At 43.7% G+C, this 25,896-nt stretch carries 22 protein-coding genes and 1 tRNA gene; 14 read left to right on the top strand and 9 right to left on the bottom strand.

Annotation, left to right across the window (positions count from 1 at the left end; translation table 11 throughout):
- Nucleotides 1-8: 8 nt before the first annotated feature.
- Nucleotides 9-2,159, top strand: coding sequence for an SPFH domain-containing protein (locus V7K15_RS05275; protein ID WP_334903752.1), 2,151 nt, complete (start codon nt 9-11; stop codon nt 2,157-2,159).
- Between the two features lie 114 nt (nt 2,160-2,273).
- On the opposite strand, the gene V7K15_RS05270 is transcribed toward V7K15_RS05275, so the two are convergent.
- The gene (locus V7K15_RS05270; protein WP_334903653.1) at nt 2,274-3,056 is read right to left on the bottom strand and encodes a DUF554 domain-containing protein; all 783 of its coding nucleotides are present in this window, start codon (nt 3,054-3,056) and stop codon (nt 2,274-2,276) included.
- Nucleotides 3,057-3,097: 41 nt separating this feature from the next.
- Between V7K15_RS05270 and V7K15_RS05265 the strand changes: the two genes are divergently transcribed.
- Entirely contained in the window at nt 3,098-4,930 is a 1,833-nt protein-coding gene (locus V7K15_RS05265; protein WP_334903651.1) for a serine/threonine-protein kinase, read from the top strand.
- 36 nt (nt 4,931-4,966) lie between these two features.
- Here the strand turns inward: V7K15_RS05265 and V7K15_RS05260 are convergent, their stop codons facing one another.
- Nucleotides 4,967-5,266 (bottom strand): 30S ribosomal protein PSRP-3, encoded by a 300-nt coding sequence (locus V7K15_RS05260; protein ID WP_334787598.1) that lies wholly within the window; start codon nt 5,264-5,266, stop codon nt 4,967-4,969.
- A 137-nt stretch (nt 5,267-5,403) separates the two neighbouring features.
- On the opposite strand from V7K15_RS05260, the gene V7K15_RS05255 reads away from it, so the two are divergent.
- The 4 genes from V7K15_RS05255 to V7K15_RS05240 all read left to right on the top strand — a co-directional run bounded on the left by V7K15_RS05255 (nt 5,404) and on the right by V7K15_RS05240 (nt 9,101).
- Nucleotides 5,404-5,874 (top strand): DUF29 domain-containing protein, encoded by a 471-nt coding sequence (locus V7K15_RS05255; RefSeq protein WP_334903649.1) that lies wholly within the window; start codon nt 5,404-5,406, stop codon nt 5,872-5,874.
- 76 nt (nt 5,875-5,950) lie between these two features.
- Nucleotides 5,951-6,421: a DUF29 domain-containing protein gene (locus V7K15_RS05250; RefSeq protein ID WP_334903648.1), complete on the top strand. Its 471-nt coding sequence runs from the start codon at nt 5,951-5,953 to the stop codon at nt 6,419-6,421.
- Nucleotides 6,422-6,461: 40 nt separating this feature from the next.
- A complete protein-coding gene (locus V7K15_RS05245) occupies nt 6,462-7,265 on the top strand; it encodes a TIGR01548 family HAD-type hydrolase (RefSeq protein WP_334903645.1) in 804 nt (267 codons plus the stop codon).
- A 492-nt stretch (nt 7,266-7,757) separates the two neighbouring features.
- Nucleotides 7,758-9,101, top strand: coding sequence for a phthiocerol/phthiodiolone dimycocerosyl transferase family protein (locus V7K15_RS05240; protein WP_334903644.1), 1,344 nt, complete (start codon nt 7,758-7,760; stop codon nt 9,099-9,101).
- Nucleotides 9,102-9,120: 19 nt separating this feature from the next.
- Here V7K15_RS05240 and V7K15_RS05235 read toward each other — a convergent pair whose 3' ends face one another.
- Both V7K15_RS05235 and ruvB read right to left on the bottom strand, forming a co-directional pair.
- Nucleotides 9,121-9,924 (bottom strand): tetratricopeptide repeat protein, encoded by an 804-nt coding sequence (locus V7K15_RS05235; RefSeq protein WP_334903642.1) that lies wholly within the window; start codon nt 9,922-9,924, stop codon nt 9,121-9,123.
- A 133-nt stretch (nt 9,925-10,057) separates the two neighbouring features.
- Nucleotides 10,058-11,158: a Holliday junction branch migration DNA helicase RuvB gene (gene ruvB, locus V7K15_RS05230; protein WP_334903640.1), complete on the bottom strand. Its 1,101-nt coding sequence runs from the start codon at nt 11,156-11,158 to the stop codon at nt 10,058-10,060.
- Between the two features lie 335 nt (nt 11,159-11,493).
- Here ruvB and hisF point away from each other — a divergent pair, with 335 nt between their 5' ends.
- The 7 genes from hisF (at nt 11,494) to recG (ending at nt 18,802) form a co-directional block, all read left to right on the top strand.
- Nucleotides 11,494-12,267: an imidazole glycerol phosphate synthase subunit HisF gene (gene hisF / locus V7K15_RS05225; RefSeq protein WP_334903638.1), complete on the top strand. Its 774-nt coding sequence runs from the start codon at nt 11,494-11,496 to the stop codon at nt 12,265-12,267.
- 99 nt (nt 12,268-12,366) lie between these two features.
- Nucleotides 12,367-12,558, top strand: coding sequence for a hypothetical protein (locus V7K15_RS05220; RefSeq protein ID WP_334903636.1), 192 nt, complete (start codon nt 12,367-12,369; stop codon nt 12,556-12,558).
- 97 nt (nt 12,559-12,655) lie between these two features.
- Nucleotides 12,656-12,728: transfer RNA gene (locus tag V7K15_RS05215), tRNA-Ala, on the top strand.
- Between the two features lie 194 nt (nt 12,729-12,922).
- Entirely contained in the window at nt 12,923-13,717 is a 795-nt protein-coding gene (rpsB, locus tag V7K15_RS05210; RefSeq protein WP_334903634.1) for a 30S ribosomal protein S2, read from the top strand.
- Between the two features lie 217 nt (nt 13,718-13,934).
- A complete protein-coding gene (gene tsf, locus V7K15_RS05205; RefSeq protein ID WP_334903632.1) occupies nt 13,935-14,879 on the top strand; it encodes a translation elongation factor Ts in 945 nt (314 codons plus the stop codon).
- Between the two features lie 538 nt (nt 14,880-15,417).
- Nucleotides 15,418-16,227 (top strand): hypothetical protein, encoded by an 810-nt coding sequence (locus tag V7K15_RS05200; protein WP_334903630.1) that lies wholly within the window; start codon nt 15,418-15,420, stop codon nt 16,225-16,227.
- Between the two features lie 91 nt (nt 16,228-16,318).
- Nucleotides 16,319-18,802, top strand: coding sequence for an ATP-dependent DNA helicase RecG (gene recG, locus V7K15_RS05195; protein WP_334903628.1), 2,484 nt, complete (start codon nt 16,319-16,321; stop codon nt 18,800-18,802).
- A 23-nt stretch (nt 18,803-18,825) separates the two neighbouring features.
- Here recG and V7K15_RS05190 read toward each other — a convergent pair whose 3' ends face one another.
- From V7K15_RS05190 to V7K15_RS05175, 4 genes are all read right to left on the bottom strand, one after another.
- On the bottom strand, nt 18,826-19,767 hold the full coding sequence (locus tag V7K15_RS05190) for a glycosyltransferase family 2 protein (RefSeq protein WP_334903626.1): 942 nt from the start codon (nt 19,765-19,767) through the stop codon (nt 18,826-18,828).
- A gap of 538 nt (nt 19,768-20,305) precedes the next feature.
- Complete coding sequence (locus tag V7K15_RS05185) at nt 20,306-21,652, bottom strand: glutamate-cysteine ligase family protein (protein ID WP_334903624.1); 1,347 nt, start codon at nt 21,650-21,652, stop codon at nt 20,306-20,308.
- Between the two features lie 559 nt (nt 21,653-22,211).
- A complete protein-coding gene (locus V7K15_RS05180; protein WP_334903622.1) occupies nt 22,212-23,591 on the bottom strand; it encodes an aminopeptidase P family protein in 1,380 nt (459 codons plus the stop codon).
- 40 nt (nt 23,592-23,631) lie between these two features.
- Nucleotides 23,632-23,892, bottom strand: a complete 261-nt coding sequence (locus V7K15_RS05175) for a hypothetical protein (protein ID WP_334903621.1) — start codon at nt 23,890-23,892, stop codon at nt 23,632-23,634.
- Between the two features lie 427 nt (nt 23,893-24,319).
- Here V7K15_RS05175 and V7K15_RS05170 point away from each other — a divergent pair, with 427 nt between their 5' ends.
- The gene (locus tag V7K15_RS05170) at nt 24,320-25,120 is read left to right on the top strand and encodes a PhzF family phenazine biosynthesis protein (protein WP_334903619.1); all 801 of its coding nucleotides are present in this window, start codon (nt 24,320-24,322) and stop codon (nt 25,118-25,120) included.
- 8 nt (nt 25,121-25,128) lie between these two features.
- Here the strand turns inward: V7K15_RS05170 and V7K15_RS05165 are convergent, their stop codons facing one another.
- A complete protein-coding gene (locus V7K15_RS05165; protein WP_334903618.1) occupies nt 25,129-25,593 on the bottom strand; it encodes a DUF29 domain-containing protein in 465 nt (154 codons plus the stop codon).
- Between the last annotated feature and the right edge of the window lie 303 nt (nt 25,594-25,896).

The following is a 25,896-nucleotide window of genomic DNA, read 5'->3' as shown; positions in this document are numbered from 1 at the left end:
CACAAGTTATGAAAAGCTTTTCATCTTCCCTTGGTAAACGTAAACAAAATAAGGTAGCTGCTTTTGCAGCATCTATCGTAGCAACGCTAGCGATGGCTTCGCCAATGTCTTCTCTACGAGAGGCTACGCGAATGACGAACGCTGGTAGTATTCATTCTGCCAATGCTACTCCCGTAAAAATAACTACTGCAAAAGAAATTACTTCCGCGACTATCCAGCTAAATCAGACCAAACCAAATATTGCCCAGTTACAAATTAGCGGGACTCAATATCAAGCTGCTGGGATTGATCCTTTTGTACTAGTTCCCATCCTACTTGTCGGCGGTTTAGTCATATTCGTCCCCCTATTCTGTGGTGGACTGGTGGTGATTGGCGAACGTGAAGTTGGGATTGTGGTAAGAAAATTTACCCTTTCCGGGCGTGGACTCCCCGCGGGCAGTTTGATTGCCCTCAACGGGGAAGCTGGCTTGCAGGCAGATACTTTAGCTCCTGGTTGGCACTGGGGTTATTGGCCTTGGCAATATTCTGTAAAGAAAGAGTCAGTAATTGTCGTTCCCCAAGGGGAAATCGCTTTGATTGTGGCGGCAGATGGAGCATCCAACCCACCAGAGCGGATTTTGGGTAAAATTGTGACTTGTGACAACTTCCAAGATGCCCGGAAATTCCTTACCCAAGGCGGGGAAAAAGGGCGGCAAATGGGTTTTCTCACGGCTGGTACGTACCGGATGAATACTGCCCTGTTTAAAGTCATCATGGCAGCAAATGCCAGCGCTCATGGCATGACTCCAGAACAGTTGCGGGTGTACAGTCTGGCAGCTGACAAAGTTGGCATCGTCACTACCTTAGATGGTGTGCCAATTTCTGCTGGTGAACTCGCAGGCCCGATAATTGAGGAACACAATAACTTTCAAAATGGTCAGAAATTTATTAATGGAGGTGGGCGGCGAGGCTTACAAGAGCAGACCTTGCTTTCTGGTTCTTGGAACTTGAATCCTTGGTTTGTTCAAGTTGAGCAAGTGCCGATGACGGAAATTCCCATTGGGTATGTGGGTGTGGTGATTTCTTTCGTGGGTAAGGCGCATCAAGATGTCAGTGGTGCAGCTTTCACCCACGGTAACTTGGTTAATCAGGGACATAAGGGTGTGTGGGTCGAACCGCTATATCCTGGTAAGCACCCGATTAATTCCCGGATTATGAAGATGGAACTGGTGCCAACGACCAACATAGTATTAAACTGGTCAGGTCGGACTGAACGCCACAGCTATGATGCTCAACTAGCTTCCTTGACAGTGCGATCGCGTGATGGGTTTGCTTTTGATTTGGAAGTAGCACAAATTATCCATGTCGGTGCTTTAGATGCCCCGAAGGTAATTTCTCGCGTTGGGGCAATGCAAAATCTGGTAGACCATGTATTAGAACCGACTATCGGGAATTATTTCCGCAACTCAGCCCAAAACTGTACTGTACTAGACTTTCTGACTGCTCGGAGTGAGCGACAAACTGAGGCTGCTGAGTATATTAAAACAGCATTACGGGCTTATGACGTGCAAGCGATCGACACCCTGATTGGTGATATTCAGCCACCAGCATCATTAATGCAGACACAGACAGACCGGAAAATTGCCGAAGAAGAACGTAAGACTTATGAAGTTCAGCAAATGGCACAAACCCAACGGCAGCAACTTGTCCGGGAAACGGCACTCGCTAATATTCAGCAAGAAATGGTGAAATCGGAGCAGAGTGTGCATATAGCTGACTTGAAAGCGCAAGCTCAAATCAAAGAGGCAAACGGTGAAGCTGAGGGTACAAAACTCCGGGCAATTGCTGAGGCTGAAGGTATTCGTGCTACGGGTAACGCCAAAGCTGAAACATACAGTGCTGGTGTGGAAGCTTTGGGTTCCCAAGGTTATACAGCAATGCAACTAATGCAAATTATCGGCGATCGCAATGTCCGTCTGATTCCAGATGTCTTAGTTAGCGGTAACGGCGCCAATAACGGCTTAGTCGATGGGCTACTATCCCTGATTTTATGGAATCAAACTGGTAAGGGTGAATTGACACCAACGCCTTTGCATACCCAACCAGTAGTTAGCAAAGCACAACCTACTTCAGAAAACGGTCTTCCACCGATAATTGTAAATTTTCCGGGGGATAAGTAACAAAACCTCACCCTGGTTCTGCTATGCAAAACCTGTCCCTCTCCTTGGTAAGGAGAGGGATTAAAGTCAGGACAGGGTGAAGTTTTTGTTATGTTGCTGGCAAGTGGAACTGTGTTAGCGGTTTTTCAAGAATTTAATAATGTTATTTTTCAATAAACTAATCCAATAAATAGATGAGTAAAGAAGAGGAGCAATTACTAAGGCTGGTAGGAAAGAAGCTACTCTAATGTGAGTTATTTCCAACAGATTAATTCCTAGTCCTACAACCATTAGCCCTCCCACACCCGTTAATAATAATAAGCGGGGATCATTTTCTGTATTAGGAAAAATTTGAACCATAAATCCAGCTATTATAGAAATAAACCCTTGATAAAAAAGAATAACAAAAGTTGAAAAACCCACCCCTATACCTAAGCTACTACTAAGAGCGATCGCTGCTAAACCATCCATTGTAGCTTTGAGTAATAGTAAACTATTATTTCCAGTTAAACCATTGTTGAGACTGCCAATTACAGCTAGTGGGCCTATACAAAATAATAAACTTCCAGTAACAAAACCCTCTGTAAAATTTCCATTTCCTTGAAAATATAGTTTTAACAAGTCTCCGAAAAAATGAAGTTTCCCTTCAATTTGTAGCCAATCTCCTAAAACCCCTCCTAATACAATAGCGAGTAAGCCTAACACTACTCCATCAATCCGACCATTTTGAACTTGAGCAAGATTATTAGTCATTCGTGACCCAATGAAAAGAGTCATTAATGCTACGCCTTGTGTTATAGTAATCTGCATTTGTAAGGAAAAACTATTCTTTAGAAGAATACCAACACTTGTACCGAAAACAACACTGATAGCATTTATCCAAATACCATTTGTCTTAGACCAGAAGTTGAGTGTCATAATTTTATAGATGTAATCAGAATTTATATTGTGAGTACCCTGTGAGCAAAGAAATTTTGCTTTTACAAGAACGTTATCGTTTATTTAAACAGATTGGTAAAGGGGGATTCTGTAAAACCTTCCTCGCTGTAGATGAGGGTCAGTTTCCGCCAGTTCCTTGCGTCGTTCAAGAATTATCGCCCGAATCTGAAACTTATATTACTTTTCAGCAAAAGGCGCAACAGCTAGAAGAATTAGGAAAGCATCCGCAAATTCCCGCTTTGTTGGCTTCTTTTCAGCAGAACGGGCATTTTTATTTAGTACAGGAGTTTATTGCAGGTACTAATTTAGCTCAGGTAGTTGAAGAGGAGGGCGCTTTTAATGAAGCTCAGATTTGGCAACTTTTAGAAGATGTGTTGCCAGTTTTTCAGTTGATTAGCGATCGCAACATCATCCACCGCGATATTAAACCCCAGAATATCATTCGTAGATCCCCAATTACCAAGAAGGGGGATTTAGTCATAGTCGATTTTACCACTGCGAAAATCGTTACAGAAATTGATCGGCTAACATCGGAAACCAGTATCGGCAGTCCAGAATACGCCGCACCAGAACAAGCGAGGGGAAAAGCGGTTTTTGCTAGTGATTTATATAGCTTAGGTGTAACTTGCATTTACTTACTTACCCAGATTCCGCCCTTTGATTTATTTGATATTGCAAATGATTGTTGGGTTTGGCAACAATATCTGACTACGAAGGTAAGCGATGTCTGGCGACAAGACCCAAGGCATCTACGCTTGGCACAAATCCTCGACAAGCTGCTGCAAAATACTGTTAACCGTCGGTATCAATCGGCTGATGAAGTTATGCAAGCAATGGGTATGGAATGTAAAACTGAAGTTGCGCTGGAAGCGCACCAAAGGTGCGACCCAAAATCCAAAATTCAAAAGCCTCATTGGCAATGCTTCCATACCCTAACTGGGCATTCTGGGACATTAAGTAGTGTGAACGCCCTTGCCATCAGTCTTGACAGTAATACTTTAGCCAGTGCTAGTGATGATAAAATCGTCAAATTGTGGGATTTAAAAACCCAAAAAGTTTTAGCTAACTTATTAGGACATTCCCAAGCTGTAAAATCAGTTACCTTCAGTCCTGATGGTCAAATTCTGGCAACTGCTAGCGACGATAAAACGATCAAATTGTGGCAGGTTGAGACATTAGAGGAAATCTCCACCCTATTGGGACACTCACACGCTGTCAAATCAGTTGCTTTCAGTCCAGATGGGCAGATTCTCGCTAGTGGTAGCTGGGATAAAACAATCAAACTCTGGGATGTAAATAGTGGCAGAGAAATTTGCAGCATAACTGGACACCAATTACAGGTAAATGCAGTGGCATTTAGTCCCCAAGGACAGCTTTTAGCCAGCGCTAGTTATGACAGAACAATTCGCCTGTGGCAGATATCTGCATTAGAAGATTTCAAAAGAGAACTTCAAAACCGCCCATGCTATAGCTTGTTAGGCACCCTTTCGGGTCATGCATGGGCGGTTTTGACAGTCGCTTTTAGTCCCGATGGGAAAATTTTGGCGACGGGTAGTGATGATAACACTATTAAATTGTGGGAGGTAAACACTGGTCAGCTAATTTGCACACTTGTAGGCCATTCTTGGTCAGTGGTGGCTGTGGCTTTTAGTGCCGATGGCGAAACGCTCCTAAGTGCAAGTTGCGACAAAACAGTTAAACTTTGGAGGGTAAGCACAGCAGAAGAGATTGTTACTCTCTCTGGTCATGTAGACTCAGTATCTGCTGTTGCTGTGAGCAAAGTTAGACAATTAATTGCAAGTGGCAGCCGGGACAAGACTATCAAACTGTGGCAGCTTGTAGAACAGGCGTAGGCGTAGCCCGTCGTAGACATCGCTAATCTTGTAGTATCAAGCGCTACCTGTGAAGGCAACTTCTGGAAATTTTAATTGAGCTTCTGCCATTGGACGGTTTCTGCCTTCCTCTTGCCAGTAGTTAATCACTTCTGTCGCTTTATTAAGCAACTCGACACGATCCAGGTCAGCAATCCAATGTTTGGATTCTAGTTCCTTTTTTAACTCTTCCCAGGCATCATTTCGGGGCCAGAAAAAGTACTTCGTTAAAGGACTTGTGCCTTTGCCGACAATTTGATCGACTGCTAGAGCAACGTTTTCGTCTAACCACAGAATTTTCAAAATAAACTTGGTCAATCACACCTCCGGGAATTTCCAGGCATTACTTAACTAGGATAGCGATCGTTTATTTTAACGCAATAGTCCATCAAATGACCAAACATTGATTGAGAATCGGCTAGCATAAGGTTTAGTCGGCGCTAACTAAGATGCTTTTGACTGCCCAACTGCCCCAATCTCAAACTACATCTGGTTCTTCTTTGTATGAGCAAGACTTTTACCTGTGGATTCAAACCACGGCAGAACTGCTCAAACAAGGTCGGCTCACAGAACTGGATTTAGAGAATTTGATTGATGAAATTGAAACAATCGGCAGAAGTGAAAAGAAAGCACTCAGAAGCAATTTGGAAGTGATGCTAATGCATCTATTGAAGTATAAATATCAAGCCGAGAAGCGCTCTGGTAGCTGGCGAGCGACAATTCGGGAGCATCGTAAACGCCTCAGACAAGCTCTAGAAGAAAGTCCTAGCCTGAAGCCCTATTTTGATGAGGTTTTCGGGCTGTGTTATGACGAGGCTAGGCTCTTAGCTGCCGATGAAACTGAATTGCATCCGGCTATCTTCCCCGAACAATCTCCCTTTACGCCAGAGCAAGCCCTCGACCCCGATTTTTTACCTGAGTTATAATCTCACCCAGTTCTCAAAGATTTTGCTGTTAATTTTGAATTTTTAATTTTTAATTTTGAATTCGGAGCGAAGCGACGTGACTGCCCAACTGCCCCAATCTCAAACGACATCTGGTTCTTCTTTGTATGAGCAAGACTTTTACCTGTGGATTCAAACCACGGCAGAACTGCTCAAACAAGGTCGGCTCACAGAACTGGATTTAGACAACCTGATTGAAGAAATTGAAACGATGGGCAGAAGTGAAAAGCGGTCATTGGAAAGCAATCTGGAAGTGTTGCTGATGCATCTGCTCAAATACCAAATTCAAACTGAAAGACGCTCAAAAAGTTGGCAGTACACAATTTTAGAACACCGCAGGCGAGTCCAAAAGGCACTCAAAGAAAGTCCGAGTTTGAAGCCTTACTTTGATCAGGTTTTCGATGAAAGCTATCAAACCGCTAGACGACTGGCTGTGATTGAAACGGGATTAGACATCGCTACCTTCCCCGAACAATCTCCCTTTACACTAGAGCAAGTCCTCGACCCTGATTTTTTACCTGAGCCATGAGCGCATTATGATGGTGTAAAACTTTTTTGCTTCCTACCCCATGACTCAACAAACTTCAGCAAAAGCGATCGTTGTTTTCGATATTGATGGCGTTGTCCGCGATGTTAGCGGTTCCTATCGTCGAGCGATCGCAGATACGGTAGAATATTTCACTACCCAAGCATATCGTCCAACCCCATTAGAAATTGACCAACTCAAGTTTGAAGGTGTGTGGAATAACGATTGGGAAGCATCACAGGAATTAATTTACCGCTACTTTGCAACTCAAGGACAGACGCGTGAACAACTGCAACTAGATTACAGTGCGATCGTGGCTTTTTTTCAATCCCGTTATCGAGGCTCAGACCCAAATAATTTTACTGGGTATATCTGTAATGAACCTTTATTGTTGCAACCTAGCTATTTAGAGCAACTTACCCAAGCTGGGATTGATTGGGGCTTTTTTAGCGGTGCAACTCGTGCTTCCGCTAACTATGTATTGGAAAAACGGTTGGGTTTACAATCTCCGGTATTGATTGCGATGGAAGATGCCCCAGGTAAACCAGACCCCACAGGGCTTTTTGCGACAGTTCGTCAATTAGAAAATGGAATTGAGCAAAAATCAGCGATCGTCTATGTGGGAGATACGGTAGCAGATATGTATACTGTAGAAAAAGCGCGGAGTCTAGATTCTGCTCACACTTGGCTTGGTGTAGGGGTTTTACCGCCCCATGTCCAGGAAACAGCAGCGCGTAGTGATGCATACAGTGAGACACTAATAGCAGCAGGAGCAGCAGTAGTTTTGCGTAATGTCGAGCAGTTAAGTCCAGTTAAAATACAGGAACTATTACAGTTAAAACAGTAGAACTTGAGTGATTAAATTTTTGATCAGCTAATGGGTTGGCTGCAATTAGGGAAATCCAAAAAATAAAATGCCTAGCCGTTCCCAGGAAATTGTTGCCAAAATTACGATCATTTGGCGCTTTCGTCCGAAGGGCGAAAGCTAAGTTATATCATGTCCGCTTGATTACTTACTAAACCCCAAGAACCCCACCCCGCCAAAGCTGCGCTTTGTCTCCCCGATGCTTTGGGGAGGGGCTGGGGGTGAGGTGCAATGACTGTGGGAATCATAACTAATTATGCGGACATGATACTAATAGCATTTTATTACTTGTAGGAGCCTTATCCATTACTGACTTCGGAAGTTACCTATTCAAGCCTGAGCTAAGGTAAAACTTGGATGTCTGATGAAAAATATTTTGATTTATTTACTTAATAATCAATATTTTAATTAATACATCTTAGAAGATGGTACTCTGTGGAACTAGCTCAATAGTAAAGCCAATCAGAGTTACTTATGACAGGAAATAGAAAACTTGTTCCTATTGAAGAAGCATTTGAAATCTTAAATCAGAGTGCTAACTCTTTCAATATAGCGACAATTAGTCGGATTATCGGCCCTCTTAATGAAGAAATTCTCAGACAGGCTATCGATTTAATCCAGTATCATCACCCACGTCTGAATTCTCGTATTCTTGGTACATTGGATAATTTTCGCTTTGAAATGGGATCGAGCAAACTTCCTCTACGTGTTGTTAATAATCTTTACAAAGAGCAATGGCAAGAAGTTCTTGTAGAAGAGCTGAACCAGAAAATCGAGAGCGACAAAAGTTTAGTACGATTTATATTAGTCAGTTCGGAAAGTGAAAAGAATGTCAATTATTTAATCACAATATTACATCATGCCATATCAGATGGCTTATCATCAGTCAGGCTGCACTCGGAAATTTTGACTTACTGCCAAAAAATTGCCTCTGGTGAATCAATCAGTCAAGTGTTTAGTTTGCCTCCATTACCACCCATACAAGAACTGTTACCTAAATCGATACAGGGATGGCGAGGTCAAATGAATGGCATCTTATTATTATTGCGACTGAAGTTACAGCAGATTTGGTATCAACCAAAAACCTTGGATTTTGAAAAAATTGTACCTATAGAGTCACGTCATTGTAGCGTTGTTCACAGACAGCTAGATGAACAGGTAACTGAAAAACTGATAAGCTTTTGTAAGAAGGAAAAGACAACAGTACAAGCTGCTTTGTGTGCAGCGTTTATGTTTGCAGTAGCGAAAAAAATAAATGGTGAGGAGATAACAGAAATTTGTCTTAGTTGTCGTTCTTGTGTGAGTTTGCGTAACCGCCTGCAACCAGTGGTCAGCAATGAAAATATGGGTGTTTTGGTTTCATCTATTACTTCATTTCATACTTTAGGAAAAAATACATCCTTCTGGAATTTAGCACAGGCTGTCAAACAATATCTGGAAGAAGGATTAAGATGTGACGATATCTTCAGTATTCTGCTAATGTTTAAGAAAATTGTCCAATCATTACTCGCCCATCCCGATGAAGCACCTGATAGTGTAGCGATTACTAATATTGGTCAAGTAAATATTCCTAATACTTATGGTCTGTTTGAACTAGAAGAAATCAGCTTTGTTCCAGGACAGGCAGCTTTTGGAGGTACTTTCGGAGCTGCTGTTGCAATTTTTCAAGGAAAGATGCTGTTGAATTTTATGTTTTCTGAGCCTTCAATCAGTAAGGATTTAATAGAAGAACTGGCAAACAATGCTATTTCCTATATTGTGGATGCTTGCTGCCAAGAGTTGAAACAGACAGGTGTTTCACCTGTCCTACAGCTATAGGAAAAATTTGCAGATGCACTTACTGGAGTTTCAAGAATTTATCTAAAGCCACTACCATGCTGGGCGGCCAACGGCGGATATTTGTTACCCAGTTGATGTCCTTATAACGGCTATCGAGTCCATAGGCTGCTACCCAGTTACTTTCAGCTTCGCCTTGTTCCCCATTTACCCAATATGCAGCTGTGAGGGCGGCACGCATATCAGCAAATTGGGGGTATTTACGGATAATATTTCGCATCTCGCGGATTGCTTGCTCTTTTTGACCTGTTTCATAAAGAGCAAGGGCGTAGTTAGCACGGGCGAAGGCAAAATTTGGAGCTATCTGATTAGATTTTTTGTAGTCCGCGATCGCATCATCCCATTTCCCCAAACCTGTTTTCGCATTACCGCGATTATTATACGCCATCGCATCATTAGGATCGAGTTCTAAGACATGATTATAATCTGCGATCGCATCTGACCATTTTCCCAACCCTTCCAACGCCGCACCCCGATTCAAATAAGGATCGGTGACATTCGGCGCTAGTTCTATCGCTTTGTTATAATCTGTCAGCGCTTCTTGTAACTTATTCTGACTCACCCGCGAATTTCCCCGGTTACTCCACGCCCCCGCATTAGTGGGAAATTGCTCAATAATCTTTGTCCAGTAAGTTTCAGCCGTCGCAAAATCACCTTGATTCGTCGCTGCAAAAGCTTGAGTTGCCCACTCATCACCTTGTTTTAACTGTTCTTGAGTAATCGGCGGTTGAGATTGTGCCATGACTGGAGTACCCCAGCCAAATATAAGTAACAGACTGAGAAAAATACCAATCAACTTAATCATCTCGGTTTACCTGTGTCGATTTTGAAAATGGGGAGGGGGTAGTTAGGAGTTAGGAGTTAGGAATTAGGAGTTAAGTGATTAATGTCCAATGCCCAATGACCAATGCCCAATGCCCAATGCCCCATTCCCATAATTACAATAATGACAACTGTTCATTAGGCGGCATGAATCCCAAATGCTTGTATGCAGCCTTTGTCGCCATTCTCCCACGATGAGTTCTAGTTAAATACCCAATCTGCATCAGGTAAGGTTCATACACCTCTTCAATTGTTTGAGTATCTTCACCTGTTGCTGCTGCCATTGTTTCTAACCCCACTGGACCGCCGTTAAATTGTTCAATTATCACACTCAGCATCTGGCGGTCTGTCCAATCTAAACCGCAGGGATCTACTTGAAATAGTTGCAATGCTTCCGATGCAACGCTTTCATTAATATCCCCAGATAACTTTACCTCCGCATAATCCCGGACTCGCCTAAGTAGTCTGTTAGCGATACGTGGCGTTCCGCGTGAACGACGGGCAATTTCTGTGGCACCATCATCTGTAACCGGGGTTTTGAGTAATTGAGCGGTTCGCAGTACAATTTTAGTCAGTTCGTCAACTTCGTAAAATCGGAGTTTTTGAATCAAACCAAAGCGATCGCGCAGTGGTGAACTTAAAGCACCTACACGGGTTGTAGCTCCCACTAAGGTAAACTTTGATAGCGGCAAACTTCTGATCCGAGCGCCCGAACCCTTACCAATAGTAATATCTAAGCGATAATCTTCCATCGCCGGATAGAGAATTTCCTCCGTCATCCGCGAGAGGCGATGAATTTCATCCACAAATAAAATATCCCCTGGCTTCAGGTTCACCAGTAGCCCAACAATATCTCGTGGACGTTCTAGGGCTGGCGCACTGGTAATTTTATAATTTACTCCCATTTCCGATGCTAAAATCATGGCCATTGTAGTTTTACCCAATCCCGGCGGCCCATACAGCAGTAGGTGATCCAACACCTCACTACGAGACTTAGCTGCTTTGATGGCAATATCTAGCACATCCTTTAAATCTTTTTGCCCAATGTAATCAGCAAATCGCTGCGGCCGAATCCCCTCTTCCTGCTTATCTTGTTCATCAATAGCAGCTTCAGGTTGCAAAATATTGTCTGTGGATGGTGCTTTCGCCGACTCTCGACGCTGCTTTGGTTCTCCGTTGGGTTCTGGAGGCTGTTTTTTCGAGGAGATTATCGCCATAATTCAGCTATCTACTTTTAAGGGAACAGAATAATTCGTAATTCGTAATTAGGAGTGGGGAGAGCCAGGAGGATAAAGAATAACCCATGCCCACTACTTCTCTACGAGAGGCTGCACTTCGGCAAGGCTACCTCTCTACGAGACGCTCCGCGAACGACTGCGCTCGGCACAAGTCAGTGACCACGCCAACTGCAACGCCTAGTACAAGCGCCCCATGCCCCATGCCCAATGCCCAATGCTCCATAAATAATGCCCGTGAAAATTTTCGTTTGAGAATACCCGCGCCAATTTAAAATTTAAATTCCGGTCAATTACCCAGAAGTACAAAAATTATTATGTTATCTAAAAGAATCTTACCGTGCTTAGATGTGAAGGCGGGACGGGTTGTGAAAGGAGTTAACTTTGTCAATCTCCAAGATGCAGGCGATCCGGTAGAACTGGCGAAGGTTTATAACGAAGCCGGTGCTGATGAGTTAGTATTTCTGGATATTACAGCTACTCATGAAGACCGAGCTACTATTTTAGATGTGGTCTACCGAACTGCTGAACAGGTCTTTATTCCATTGACTGTGGGTGGTGGCATTCAATCCTTAGAAAATGTTAAAGCTTTGTTACGAGCGGGCGCAGATAAGGTTAGTATTAATTCGGCGGCGGTACGGGAACCAGACTTGATTAATCGGGCAAGCGATCGCTTTGGTAATCAGTGCATAGTTGTTGCAATTGATGCCAGACGCAGAAATAACCCGGAAAATCCCGGTTGGGATGTGTATGTGCGCGGTGGCAGGGAAAATACAGGCTTAGATGCCCTACTGTGGGCACAAGAAGTTGAAAAACGCGGGGCCGGAGAACTGCTAGTCACAAGTATGGATGCTGATGGAACCCAAGCCGGGTATGACATTGAAATCACACGGGCAATTGCCGATGCTGTACAAATTCCAGTTATTGCTTCTGGTGGTGCAGGTAATTGTGAACATATCTACACAGCCCTAACTGAAGGCAAAGCTCAAGCGGCATTACTCGCATCTCTATTACATTACGGACAATTAAGTGTGGCAGAAATCAAAAATTATTTGCGCGATCGCAATGTGCCAATAAGAACATTGTCCTAAATCACTATTTACCAGTTAATAACATCCATCTGAGGTTAGACCCACTTCCTTAAAAGGGTGTTAATATACTTTTACAAGTATTAATAAATATTAAAAAATATGTTAATTCCTATTTTACTTTTTGATGTAGCCCTGGTGGCGTGGTCGCTGCACTTAATGGAAAGAGCCTACGAGAGTAAAGAATTTTCTCTCATGTTGGCTGGTATATTAGTTGCTCTGGCTGCTGCTGCCATGTTAGTAGTTTATTTTTTGATGGGGCACTGTATGACTTATTTGTTGCGAGTGTCGTAGAGAGTCCTGAGTGCCAGAGGAGATATTTAAAATTTAATTTCGATAAAAAGGTTGACAAAGTACTAATAATTAAGGGATTATATATAATGGATTTCAAGGGGTTATAGCGCAGTTGGTAGCGCACCTCAATGGCATTGAGGGGGTCAGCGGTTCGAATCCGCTTAGCTCCATCCTTAAAACCTACTTACTCAAAACTTGGCAAGGTTATATTTTCTCGCCCTTACTCTATCAACCAACAACAACTCTTGCGAATGTGCTAGCCTAGTATAGTTAACTAATCTCGCACATCTAAGAATTCGGGTGTTTCCTAATTGGGAAATGCACTTGGATGGAGGTTTAACCCGAATCGGAGTTAAGAATTTATATGCCAGTCGTTTCATTGGCTCAAATGATGGAGTCAGGGGTTCACTTTGGGCATCAGACCCGGCGTTGGAACCCAAAAATGTCTCCTTACATTTACACCTCCCGCAATGGTGTACATATTATCGACTTGGTGCAAACTGCCCAGTTGATGGATAATGCCTACAACTATATGCGATCGCACGCTGAACAAGGAAAGAAATTTCTTTTCGTCGGCACCAAGCGGCAAGCAGCTGGAATTATTGCTCAAGAAGCCACCCGTTGCGGTTCCCATTACATTAACCAACGCTGGTTGGGCGGAATGTTGACCAACTGGGCAACCATCAAAACCCGCGTAGACCGACTGAAAGATTTAGAACGCCGTGAGGAAACTGGCGCACTAGATTTATTACCGAAAAAAGAAGCATCAATGCTACGTCGGGAAATGACGAAGCTTCAGAAATACTTGGGCGGCATTAAAACAATGCGGAAAGTCCCCGATATTGTGGTAATTGTAGACCAACGGCGGGAATATAACGCAGTTCAAGAATGTCAAAAGCTGAATATTCCGATTGTGTCAATGCTGGATACAAACTGTGACCCAGATGTAGTAGATATCCCCATCCCAGCAAACGACGATGCGATCAGGTCAATTAAGCTGATAGTCGGAAAATTGGCGGATGCCATTTATGAAGGTCGTCACGGTCAGCTGGATGCTGAAGAGTATGACGAAGATTACGACGGTGGTGAGTATGACGAAGATTACGAAGAAACCGAATATACTGACGCCGTAATTCCCGACGAGGAAGTACAGGAATAAGTAAAGCAGGGGTGCAGCAAATGTCCGAGGCAGGGCGGTAGCTGGCAAAATAGCAGCAAGCCGCCCTAGCCTGCGGCAAATCAGAGGCTAAGGTAGAGGCGAAAAAACTCATACCTGATAACTTGATTATTTTTTCTCCCCCAGCCCTGAGTAAGATAGAAATACTCAACACCCGTGAGCGATTACAACTCCAGGTCAAGTTAGAAATTGAGGCAACATGGCGGAAATATCTGCAAAACTCGTCCAAGAGCTACGCCAAAAAACTGGTGCCGGCATGATGGACTGCAAAAAGGCGCTGCAAGAGAATGATGGCAACATAGATGAAGCCGTAGATTGGCTACGGAAAAAGGGCATCGCTTCGGCGGGTAAAAAAAGCGATCGCATTGCGGCAGAAGGTCTAGTGGACACCTACATTCAGCCTGGTGGTCGGGTGGGTGTACTTATAGAAGTCAACTGCCAAACCGACTTTGTTGCTCGTAACGAGGCTTTTAAGGCTTTAGTTAAGAACCTAGCAAAGCTTGCAGCGACGGCTGATAGTGTTGAGTCTTTGTTGGCTCAACCTTATATTGATCATGAAAGTGTGATTGTAGAAGAATTCATCAAGCAAACCATTGCCACCCTTGGTGAAAATATTCAAGTGCGCCGCTTTGTCACCTTTCCCTTAGCAGAAGGCACACAAGGTATAGTAGACAGCTACATTCACACTGGCGGTCGAGTTGGTGTATTGGTAGAACTGGGTTCACAAACAGAGTCAGTGGCTACTAATTCAGAGTTCCAAAGCTTGGCACGGAACACTGCAATGCAAGTTGCAGCTTGCCCAAATGTCGAGTATGTGAGCGTAGACCAAATCCCTAGGGAAATTGCCCAAAAGGAAAAAGACATTGAAATGGGCAAGGATGATTTGGCGAATAAGCCAGATAACATCAAAGAAAAGATTGTTCAGGGACGGATTGAAAAACGCCTGAAAGAATTGGCTTTGCTCGATCAGCCTTACATTCGCGATCAAAGTATTTCCGTGGAAGACTTGGTAAAGCAAGTGAAGGCGCAATTAGGCGAAGACATTCAAATTAGTCGCTTTGTCCGCTATATACTGGGCGAAGGCATTGAAAAGCAAGAAAGTAACTTTGCTGATGAAGTCGCTGCACAAATGGGCAGTAAGTAATATTAGAGACGCGATTATTCGCGTCTGTACAGGAGTTAGGAGTTAATAGGAATTTGACTTCATAACCCTTCTCTACGAGACGCTGGGTGTAGCTTGCTTCCACGTACTCCTGCGGAGGACTAGCTACGCGTAGCGTCCCGCAGGGAAGTGGTACGGCAAGCTCAGGGCATCGCTCACAATTCTTAATTCCTAACTTATTTCTGGACAGGTCAAGCAAATAGCCTGACCTGTATTTTATTAATAGAGACGCGAAATATCGCATTTAAACCACGTCTATCTTGAAACCTGTAGTTCTTCTGTGATCAAAAGGATTTGCCCTCATCCCCCAACCCCTTCTCCCAGATTTAGGATTCGGGGAGCCAGAATTTCAAAGTCCCTCTCCCATATCTGGGAGAGGGATTTAGGGTGAGGGCGAAAACTACGATTCTCAACTTAGATGAGGTTTAATTTAAAATCTAAAATCCTTTGGAAAGTTATCCTAAAATAAATTTGTACATTTGTACTATGTAAAAGTTGATATGGACAAGAACCAAAAGATATGGCAAGAGCAATCGAGCGAATTGAACGGGATATTGCAGGACTCAAAGAAGCGATTCGCGCGATCGCAGTAGAATTACAAACCGCTTATGCTAGTTATCTAAACACCTTGGGACTAGCTGTACGAAAACAGTTGATTCTGGCGAGTTACCACCTTTGTACTCAGGGATATCCTGAAAGCTTTCTGCATTTATCATTGAATCAGCGCCAACAATTGCAACAAGCCATCCGCAAGTTGGGTCAACTGGCATCTGAGGAATTGCTTACTTATATTAAAAGTGAGGAAATAGGGGGAGATGAGGGACATGAGGGACATGAGGGAGATAGGGGGGATGAGGAAGTAACTCCTGTGATTATGGACACCTCTAATCCTATAGAACTGGCAAAATGGCAACAGAACTTAGAAGAGGTTACGCAAGAGATACTGAAAAAACTTTCGCATGATGCTAATATTTTATTACAAAAAGCTGGGGTATTACCCAAAAAATTACCAGAACCGATTTTAGCGGCGGCGGCGGCGGCATCAGAAGCATCTGCCGAGGTAATGCCAGGACCACCCAACTTATTAAACTTAGTAATTGAAATTGAAAATGAGCAGCAGTCAGAAGATTCTGGACTGACGCAAATTATGGCTATTAACCTGCGGCTAGGGGAAATTGAATTTGCTGATGTGACACTCTCCTCTGAACGTAGGCAAATCCGCAGTATTTTAGTTCAGCTAAACAAGCTAGGACGAGAGTATCAAAAAACACATCGGGAAATAGCGATCGCGGAAGCTGAAGCTGCATGGCGTGCTAGTTGGTTTGAATAAAGTTATGAGTTATGAATTATGAGTTATGAGTTATTTATTCCTAACTCCTAAATCCTCACTCCTAACTCCTAACTCCTCACTCTGCTGACCAATGACTAATGAAAAACCAGATTGGATACGATTGCACAAAGCCTTGGCAATAGAAGCTGAACGTGGCTTTACAGACTTGGTGGGCAAACAATACCGCTTCAGTGAATTTCTGAGCCTAACTTTGGGCAAATTCCCCACAGGCTTGCCGCAAACTGAACGCCGCCGTTGGCAAGGACTAGCGGTGCAATTTGCTAGTTATCCACATCTAGCACTGGAAGAAAGACAAAACTTAGTAGCAGAGACTCGCAGGTATCTTTCCCAAGTACAGCAAGAGGAGCAGGGGGAGCAAGAGGAGCAGGGGAAAAAAATCCCAAATCGTTCGACTGAGCGTAGTCGAAGTCCCAAATCTCCAATCGTTGCTGAGTTAAGTCGGAGGCTTGCACCGAACATTGAGCAAAAACTCAGTGATTTACCAGAAATAGGCTTCAAAAAAGCTAGTAGTTTGGCACGGCTTGGTTTACATACCGTCCGTGACTTGCTTTTCTACTATCCTCGTGACCACATCGATTATGCCCGTCAGGTGAATATCCGCGAGTTACAGGCGGGTGAGACGGTGACAATAGTCGCTACAGTCAAGCGTTGCAACTGCTTTAATAGCCCCAAAAATCAGAAATTATCAATTTTAGAACTGATTGTAAAAGATAATAGTGGTCAAATCAAAATTGGTCGTTTTTACGCAGGTACGCGCTTTAGCAGTCGGGCTTGGCAAGAAAGTTTAAAACGCCGTTATCCAGTAGGTAGTATTTTGGCGGCGTGTGGGTTGGTGAAAGAAAGTAAATATGGCTTGACATTGGATAATCCCGAACTAGAGGTTTTGGCAAATCCCGGAGATTCGATTGAGTCGCTGAATATTGGGCGGGTAGTGCCAATTTATGGATTGACTGAGGGTGTGGTGGCGAATACTGTGCGACAGGCGGTAATTGCTGCTTTGCCGGCTGCGGCTCAGATGAAAGACCCTCTGCCAAGTGGTTTGCGAGAGAAGTATGGTTTGATGGAATTGAAAGATGCGATCGCTAATATTCATTTTCCTAGTGATAGCGACGCTCTGAAAGTTGCCCGTCGTCGCCTAGTCTTTGATGAATTTTTCTACCTGCAACTTGGGTTACTGCAACGTCAGCAGCAAGCAAGGGCGATTCAAACTAGCGCCATCCTCGTCCCACGAGGCCAACTTGTAGAGAAATTCCATGAAATACTGCCTTTTCAACTCACTGGCGCACAGCAACGAGTTCTCAACGACATTCTCAACGATTTACAAAAACCCGTACCAATGAATCGTTTGGTGCAAGGCGATGTCGGTTCAGGTAAAACGGTCGTCGCCGTGCTGGCTATCCTCGCAGCAATTCAATCTGGCTATCAAGCGGCGCTGATGGCTCCCACAGAAGTTTTGGCAGAACAACATTATCGCAAGTTAGTTAGCTGGTTTAACCTCTTGCATTTACCAGTGGAATTACTGACAGGTTCTACTAAAACTGCTAAACGAAGACAAATACATTCTCAGTTAGCAACTGGTGAATTACCTCTGTTAGTGGGAACCCATGCTTTGATTCAAGACCCCGTAAATTTCCAGCAACTAGGGTTAGTGGTGATTGATGAACAGCATCGCTTTGGTGTAGAACAACGCGCGCGTTTGCAGCAAAAAGGCGAGCAACCCCATGTGTTAACTATGACAGCTACCCCGATTCCCCGAACCTTGGCACTGACGATACACGGGGATTTGGATGTGAGCCAAATTGATGAGTTACCACCAGGGCGACAAAAGATTCAGACAACAGTATTGTCGGGTCAGCAACGCAACCATGCTTACGACCTGATCCGCCGAGAAACTGCCCAAGGTAGACAAGTTTATGTGGTTTTGCCGTTAGTGGAAGAATCAGAAAAACTGGATCTGCGATCGGCTGTGGAGGAGCATCAAAAGCTACAAGAAAGTGTTTTTCCCGACTTTCAAGTGGGGCTGCTGCATGGTCGCATGAGTTCAGCCGATAAGGATGAAGCGATTACCAAATTTCGTGATAACCAAACGCAAATTTTGGTTTCTACTACCGTTATTGAGGTTGGTGTAGACGTACCTAATGCTACAGTAATGCTCATTGAAAATGCCGAGCGATTTGGCTTATCACAATTGCACCAACTGCGGGGGCGTGTCGGTCGTGGGGCGGCTCAGTCTTACTGTTTGTTGATGAGCAGTTCTAGGAGTCCTGATGCTCAACAACGGCTGAAGGTGTTGGAACAATCTCAGGATGGTTTTTTCATCTCTGAGATGGATATGCGTTTTCGTGGGCCAGGGCAAGTACTGGGAACTCGTCAATCTGGAGTGCCAGATTTTACCTTAGCAAGCTTGGTTGAGGATGAGGAAGTTTTACTTTTAGCACGGCAAGCAGCCGAGAAAATTATAGAAATGGATGCAACCCTAGAGCGTTGGTATTTGATGAAAGAAGAGTTGAAGTATCGGTATGAGCGCTTGATGGGTGGGGCAATTTTAACATAATTACGAATTACGAATTATTTTAATCACGATGCTTGTTGCATTTCAGCATAGGCTTCATAAACACCTTTCACGTTGTACCAATTTAGGAAAATTCGGGCGATTTCTAAAGCCAATTGCGGTTTACCTAAATTAATTAGCCATTGCAAAAAGGGAGCCATTGTCCGTTCATTTAGCGCACCATTGAGCGAAAGAATTCCCCAAAGTAAGCGATGCAGCCAAGTCATTTGAATCATCATTCGCACTTCCCATGTGGGATGCTTTTGATAAAACAAAACTCCCATACGTCCGCGTTGAATTTCTTGGTCAATTAATCGGGGAATTTGCTCTAATTTAAATGCTGGATGCCAGTGGTATCCTACGGCTTCTGGACATTTAATTAGTGTCAAACCTAGTTTTTTTAGCCGCACACCTAATTCTAAATCTTCCCAGCCATAGAGTTGAAAGCTGGTATCAAAAAGTCCGGCTTTCTCTAGCCAATGTTTAGAGATTGCGACATTTCCCGTAGCAAAAAAAGCTGCGGAAAAATCTGTTACTTTGTAGGGTTCAGCAGTTGGGTTGTCGAAATTGCAAGTATTAATAACTGCTCCGTAAGTGAAAAGGCGATCGCTCCCCAATTTCTCCTGTCCCTGCATTAGTGCATTAGCATGAGCTTGCAGAAAATTTTCCAGCACCACTAGATCGCTATCAATAAAGATAATTGTGTCTCCCAGCGCCTGTTCTACTCCCAAATTTCGAGCCGCAGCAGGGCCAGCATGGTCTTGCTGAAACCATTGCACATGGGGAAACTCTTCTTTGTGTGCTGTCAACCAATCCAATGTGCCATCAGTAGAACCATCATCCACTAAGACAATCTCGTAACCAGAAACTGCACTTGGCTGACTCAACTCCTGCATCTCCAAGGCGCGGAGGCACTTTTCTAAAATTGGTTGGCGATTATAAGTCGGTATCACAACGCTGAAAAACACAGTCTCACCCACAACACTATTTACCCATCTCCAGGATAGGACAGATAGGACGCTGACACTGTTCCTTACTTGATTCTGGTTACAGAAATTGCCGCTAGAGTCCGAACGTTATCTAATTGTCAGTTAGGGCGATCGCCTGTTTCCCAACAAGGATGATTATATTTGGGCTACAGAGGTTTGCGTGTAGTCTATTCATTTGAAAACTAACGCTGTTTCTGGAATTGAGATTGCATTAATAGTTGCTAACAATATAGACAAATATCCAGATTATTAGTTTAGAAGTTTTACCTTCATGGCTGAACTACACAGCCTCTATCCTATCTACAAATGTATTAAGGACTGCTTTGTGACCATTCCTGATTTGATTACCTCGCTAATTTAGGTTAGGTTTTTTTCTAGACTATAGGTTAACTACTGAGAGATTATAGGCTTATGCCTTCCGAAACTAGACAAAATTTTCACCTGACTAAATTAGGTCATCGGCTCTGGGAATTTGGCTATATCTTACCACGATTGACCATGAAATCAGCAAAGTTTTTCAATACTGCTGTAGCAACAATCGTTCATCAGTATCCAACGCTGCTAGGGGATTTTCTGTATCTATCCATGAAACCTCTGCTTCTAGATTGTCACAACATTCACGCACTAAACGCAAACCGACATCTAATGGAAGTTGAGTAGTTGTCTGTGTAAACTCTTGCAATATCCCAGCTTCTATTGTCTGATAGTGATCAAGGTGTTTGCTCAGTTTTGTTAGAAAATTTGCTCCTTCGCCACCCTCTGCGCTGGCAAACTGCAAAATTGAATCGACGTAAGCCTTAACTTTAGGATTTTTAAGTCCCTCTGTAGCTGAAGTATAGAGCAGTTCACCATTTAGATATTCAAAATCTGGTACATATAGGCGATCGCCAACTAGTTCAAATATCTGCATTTCTTTAGCTGGTCTAACTGTTAACTTCTCCCGCCTGACTCGATTAGCCGCTTTCTCAAGCAATGTAATTACAGCTAAAGTTACCGAGGGATAGTTACTATCTATACATCTAATTTCAACAGTGCCGAGTTTGTTGAGTCTAACCGGATTCCAAGCTGACTTGAGTAAGCTGACTTCTGCTTCTTTGATCAGATTCGGTTCAATTCCGGCTTTTTCCATCGCTTGCAACCAAGCATGGTAACGAGCAAAGTGCTGTTCAACTAAACCCTCTACACTCAATGCATAAGGCATGAGTCCGCCCACAGGCTGTAAATGAGTGTAAACTCCTTCCCAGCCAAAGGTTTCACTACCTCGATAACGAATTGTATGCGCGGCTAGCCCGATGGCCTGTCCTTCATAAAAGGGACACGCCCGCGTCAGGGAAATGAGTGCTGAGTCGCAAGCTGTAGCTAAATTATAGATATTTAGTAGTTCTTCTCGCTCTGCTGATGTCGAGTTGTAGGAGACTACAACATTAGGGTCAATTACCCCAGGCGGGACTTCCAAATGCAGGTGTGTACCTGTACATTTGGCGGCGTGCAAGAATTTCTCATAGCCAACAGTCCGCGCTTGGATATGGTAATTAGGGTGATCGCGCATAACTGGTGTAATATGCAAAGGGTAGCTAGACAGAGGGTAAAGACGTAAACCCATCTGTTGCGCCACACTAAGCGCCAATTTGAGATTTTTGAGATAAACTTTTGCTAGTTCTGTACCAGTGTCGGCAGGAGGTGTGTTAATTTCTACCATGCTTTTGACAAACTCTGGCACAAAGTACTTTGGGTCTAAACCTTGTGTTTGCGCCATTATGTGGCAACCGTTCAAAAAATCATCGGCGCGATCGCTTAGATAACCAGCCTCATCTACCAGAAAAAATTCTTGCTCAAGACCGATACGACGCTTTACTAGATTCATTTAGACCTCCGCAAGGATAATTACATCACCATTCCTACACAAATAACAAATTTAGACTCGCCCACAAAGTTAATCGGAATCATCCAGTTACCCAGATATCCGTTCCATACTGGCTCTGTGTCAACCGGAGGCGATCAGGCGTAGAACTTGCCAGCATTTTCTAAACTTTGCTGCAACAAAACCGCCTCAATTCTTTCTCCGCTTAGGGGATTGACTGTGGTGGTGCTGTGTCCAGAATCTCTAGTGATAAATTTATATTAGTGGTAGTGGACACACAATCAAATTGTGTTTCCTGCCGATTTAACCAAGACGATAAAATCATATCACGTCCCGCGTCAGCTTCAAGTATGAAAATGATTTTGCGTGATTTCAAAACCTTTGTAGAAACGTTGCATTGCAACGTCTCTACATCTAAGGTGATTTCCGTTAATAAATCTACCGTCGCTGTTGGTTTCGACTTCGCTCAACCAACTAAGGGATCGAGAGTTGAGCGTTCGCGTAGCGTCTCGTAGAGAAGTCGAAACTCGTCAACCTGGGTATATTCTTTGTCAGAAATCATCTAATTAACTAAATCTTCTACAGCAGTGGCACTATTTGGTAATGCGGCTGTCAATACTTCGCTACCTTCGGTTGTAACTAAAACATCATCTTCGATGCGGATTCCGCGCACATCAGCAAATTCAGATAAACGCTGCCAATTCACGACATTCTCATATTTTGAGCGCAGATTGACATCATTTAAAATTGCTGGTACTTGATAAAAACCAGGTTCAATTGTAACTAACATCCCTGGACGCAGGGGACGATTTAACCGGAGGAAGCCTAAGCCAAAGCGATCGCTCCTTTCACGTCCCTCTTCATACCCTGCTAAATCGCCTAAATCTTCCAGATCATGGACATCTAAACCCAATAGATGACCGATACCATGAGGGAAAAACAGCGCGTGAGCATCCATTTCTACTAAATCTTGGGGATTTCCTTGGAAAATGCCTAATTCTACTAAACCTTCAGCGATCACCGTAGCAGCTAGCAAATGAATATCCCCATACTCTACACCAGGATGGATTTTGGCAATGCAAGCATCATGGGCTGCTAATACCACATTATAAATATCTCTCTGGGTTGATGAAAATTTACCGGAAACTGGCCATGTGCGCGTAACGTCACCTGCCCAACCCATCTGGGTTTCAGCGCCAACATCTGCAAGCAGTAAATCTCCTGGTTGTAGAGGGTGGTGATACTGCTCGTTATGCAAAACTTCACCGTGAACTGTGACAATACTGTTGTAAGAAGTGGTCATATTGTGGGCAATAATTACCCCTTCCATCGCTGCACGAACTTCTGCTTCCAGCTTCGCTTGAGGTGTTGCAGCCATCCCAGCTTTGTGCGCCTCAACAGTGACAGCCGCAGCTTTTCGTAACTCGGTTAATGCAGCTTGATCATGAGTCAGGCGGATAGAAACGATCGCCTTGGCTAACTCTAAATCAATTCCTTCGGGAGGACTTTGTGGTAAAACCCATCTATTTAATAGTTGCGTCTGCTGTGTCCAAGTAACAGCATCTTGTATAGCAATTGTGGCGGCATCTTCTACCCAAGACTCTAATTCTGCCATTGGTCGAGCCACATCCGCCCCAATCTTCTGGGCTATTTCCTCGCGCGTTGGCATTTCTCCATGCCAAAGGGCGCTGCTGGGTGATGGATCGTCGATGAATAGTTCTAGCTTGCCCGCTTCTAAACGAATTGCCGCGTTTGATAATGGCAGTCCGGCAAAATAGAGAAAATGACTGCTAGCGCGAAACGGAAAAGTATTTGCGGGAAAGTTGCGCGGACTGTTGCTACCTGACCAGAGAATTGCTGGAAAATCAATCAGTTTGGCTAGTTGTTGGCGTCGAAGGCGTAAAGTATCGATTAGGGAAGTAGAAGTTTGTTGGATCAGCATAAATGGAAACTCAAAGAAAAAGTTATAGTTTTGCTTTTATTTAGTCGTTATCATCCTTATCGTCATCTTTTTTATCATTCTTGCGATCGCTATGTTTGTCGTCACCATTTTTATCATTCTGCTTTACCTGCTTAGGCTGTTGCGTTGGTTGTAGGACTGGTTTTTGTTGCTCAGGTGGACCAACTGGCTGCGGTACTTTAACAGTACAACTAACTAATCCTCCAGAAATTACTGCGAAGTTGACAGCAGCAAAGATGCTTCTGAAGATTTTTATCCTGATGTTTCCGTTTTGCTTTAACATTGACTCTAGATTTTGAAGATTGTATTACTAATTTATAAATCAATACAGTTCAGTTAAGCATTTCTTCCCTCTCTTTGCGTCTACGTTAAAAAAATTGACTTTGACAAAGGATTTGAGCCTTAACCCAAGCCTATTGAGACATAAATCTCTAACGCACTCTTGATAAATATATAGCGGTTCTCAGTTGAGTGAGGTACAAGAACCCCACCCCCAACCCCCTCCCCGCAAGCGAAGAGGGGGCTATGATGCACCTCATTTGATTAGGAAACGCTATATTACTTAGGATTTACGCACAAGAGATCCCCCAATCCCCTTAAAAAGTTGGCTCTTTGATTTTCCCCCCTTTTGAAGGGGGGTTAGGGGGGATCGAGGTTTCAAGTTTTTAGTGCGTAAATCCTGTTACTGTCTAACTTTCAAGGTAACTCTAATGGGACAAATCATTACTCAGGTTGATGCTTTTACCAATACACTTTTTGCAGGTAATCCTGCTGCTGTCTGTGTTTTGCCTACTCCCCAAGACGAACGTTGGATGCAGAACGTAGCGCAGGAAATGAATTTATCTGAGACGGCTTTTCTCGTTAAACAGGATGATGGCTTTAATCTGCGTTGGTTTACGCCAACGGTGGAAGTACCGCTTTGTGGCCATGCAACTTTAGCTAGTGCCCATGTACTTTGGTCAGAGGGACATCTGTCACCTGATGAAGTTGCACGTTTCTATACCAAAAGCGGAGTGCTGATTGCAAAGTTGCAAGGTGAGTGGATTGAATTAGATTTTCCTGTGAATCACTCACAAGCAACGATCGCTCCTCCAGAACTCAGGGTTGCTTTGGGTGTACCATACAAATCTGTCTGCCAAAATTCCCTTGGCTATTTAGTGGAATTAGAATCGGAAGACTTGGTGCGGCAAATGCAGCCGAATTTTCAACTATTAAAAACGTTGCCTGTTTCTGATGTCATTGTCACCAGCCTTACACAATCTGATTCCCAATATGATTTTGTCTCTCGCTTCTTTGCACCCGGAGTAGGTATTAATGAAGACCCTGTAACTGGGGCTGCCCATTGTTGCCTTGCTGCCTTCTGGCGCGATCGCTTGCACAAAAATGAGTTTTTAGCTTATCAAGCATCCAGTCGCGGTGGAGTGGTAAAAGTAGGCTATACAGGAGGCGATCGCGTTTTTCTCGGCGGACAAGCGCTAACTGTAATGCGAGGCGAATTATTTACCGGATAAACCTAATATTACAAATTAATTGCATCCGGCAAAAACTCAGCATCAATAACTTGGGCAATGGAATAAGGACATTCCACTGGAAACGTATCTATTGGTAGTTCAGTTTCATTACTAGCAGCTTTCAATCCCCGATAATAGCACTGGGTTAAAACTTCTTCTGGATAAGACTTGAGGCTAGGACTTTCTTGTAGCAAATCTGCAATTCGGTTGCGTTGCTCATTAATCGTATTTCGCCAGGAGCCACTTTGCAAATTAGACTGATATTGCCACTTGAGCAAATGCTGTAATAATACTTCCAAGCGGCTTTTTAACTCCCGTCGATCTGACCGTCCTAAGCTTTCAATCTCCTCAATCACAACATCCCAGTCTACTTGTGCAAATTCTCCCGCACGAATAAGTTGTACAGTTTTTTCTGTCCATGCTACAAAGTCTGTTTCATATAACTGGGCTGCGCTTTTTGGAATCGGGATCATAAGCTTCTTGCAATCCACCGTAGACGAGCAAAAGTTGAGATATTTTACAACCCATTTTAACGTCAGGGGCTACGCGAGGCGATCCAATACGGTTCGGATAAGAGTTGATCCCCCCAACCCCCCTTCAAAAGGGGGGCTATGAATAATTCTATTTCCCCCTTTTTAAGGGGGACTAAGGGGGATCAATAAGTGCCTATGCACTTTAACTGAAGCGTCTTGCGAGGCGATCGCGTCTTTCTCGCCAGACAAGCAGTAACTATTATCCAAGAAGAGTAGGGGCACAGCAATGCTCATTGGTGTCAA

This window comes from Nostoc sp. (assembly GCF_036919815.1).
Classification (GTDB): domain Bacteria; phylum Cyanobacteriota; class Cyanobacteriia; order Cyanobacteriales; family Nostocaceae; genus Nostoc.
The sequence above is the reverse complement of the archived record's forward strand: the minus strand, read 5'-3'. Positions and strand labels throughout refer to the sequence as shown.

Excerpts from the sequence above, each read along its gene's own strand:
- V7K15_RS05245 (WP_334903645.1), top strand. The coding sequence starts at position 6,462 with ATGACTCAACAAACTTCAGCAAAAGCGATCGTTGTTTTCGATATTGAT.
- V7K15_RS05240 (WP_334903644.1), top strand. The coding sequence starts at position 7,758 with ATGACAGGAAATAGAAAACTTGTTCCTATTGAAGAAGCATTTGAAATC.
- V7K15_RS05270 (WP_334903653.1), bottom strand. The coding sequence starts at position 3,056 with ATGACACTCAACTTCTGGTCTAAGACAAATGGTATTTGGATAAATGCT.
- V7K15_RS05165 (WP_334903618.1), bottom strand. The coding sequence starts at position 25,593 with ATGATCCCGATTCCAAAAAGCGCAGCCCAGTTATATGAAACAGACTTT.
- V7K15_RS05235 (WP_334903642.1), bottom strand. The coding sequence starts at position 9,924 with ATGATTAAGTTGATTGGTATTTTTCTCAGTCTGTTACTTATATTTGGC.
- hisF (WP_334903638.1), top strand. The coding sequence starts at position 11,494 with ATGTTATCTAAAAGAATCTTACCGTGCTTAGATGTGAAGGCGGGACGG.
- rpsB (WP_334903634.1), top strand. The coding sequence starts at position 12,923 with ATGCCAGTCGTTTCATTGGCTCAAATGATGGAGTCAGGGGTTCACTTT.
- V7K15_RS05200 (WP_334903630.1), top strand. The coding sequence starts at position 15,418 with ATGGCAAGAGCAATCGAGCGAATTGAACGGGATATTGCAGGACTCAAA.
- V7K15_RS05275 (WP_334903752.1), top strand. The coding sequence starts at position 9 with ATGAAAAGCTTTTCATCTTCCCTTGGTAAACGTAAACAAAATAAGGTA.
- V7K15_RS05170 (WP_334903619.1), top strand. The coding sequence starts at position 24,320 with ATGGGACAAATCATTACTCAGGTTGATGCTTTTACCAATACACTTTTT.
- ruvB (WP_334903640.1), bottom strand. The coding sequence starts at position 11,158 with ATGGCGATAATCTCCTCGAAAAAACAGCCTCCAGAACCCAACGGAGAA.
- tsf (WP_334903632.1), top strand. The coding sequence starts at position 13,935 with ATGGCGGAAATATCTGCAAAACTCGTCCAAGAGCTACGCCAAAAAACT.
- V7K15_RS05220 (WP_334903636.1), top strand. The coding sequence starts at position 12,367 with ATGTTAATTCCTATTTTACTTTTTGATGTAGCCCTGGTGGCGTGGTCG.
- V7K15_RS05185 (WP_334903624.1), bottom strand. The coding sequence starts at position 21,652 with ATGAATCTAGTAAAGCGTCGTATCGGTCTTGAGCAAGAATTTTTTCTG.
- V7K15_RS05175 (WP_334903621.1), bottom strand. The coding sequence starts at position 23,892 with ATGTTAAAGCAAAACGGAAACATCAGGATAAAAATCTTCAGAAGCATC.
- recG (WP_334903628.1), top strand. The coding sequence starts at position 16,319 with ATGACTAATGAAAAACCAGATTGGATACGATTGCACAAAGCCTTGGCA.
- V7K15_RS05180 (WP_334903622.1), bottom strand. The coding sequence starts at position 23,591 with ATGCTGATCCAACAAACTTCTACTTCCCTAATCGATACTTTACGCCTT.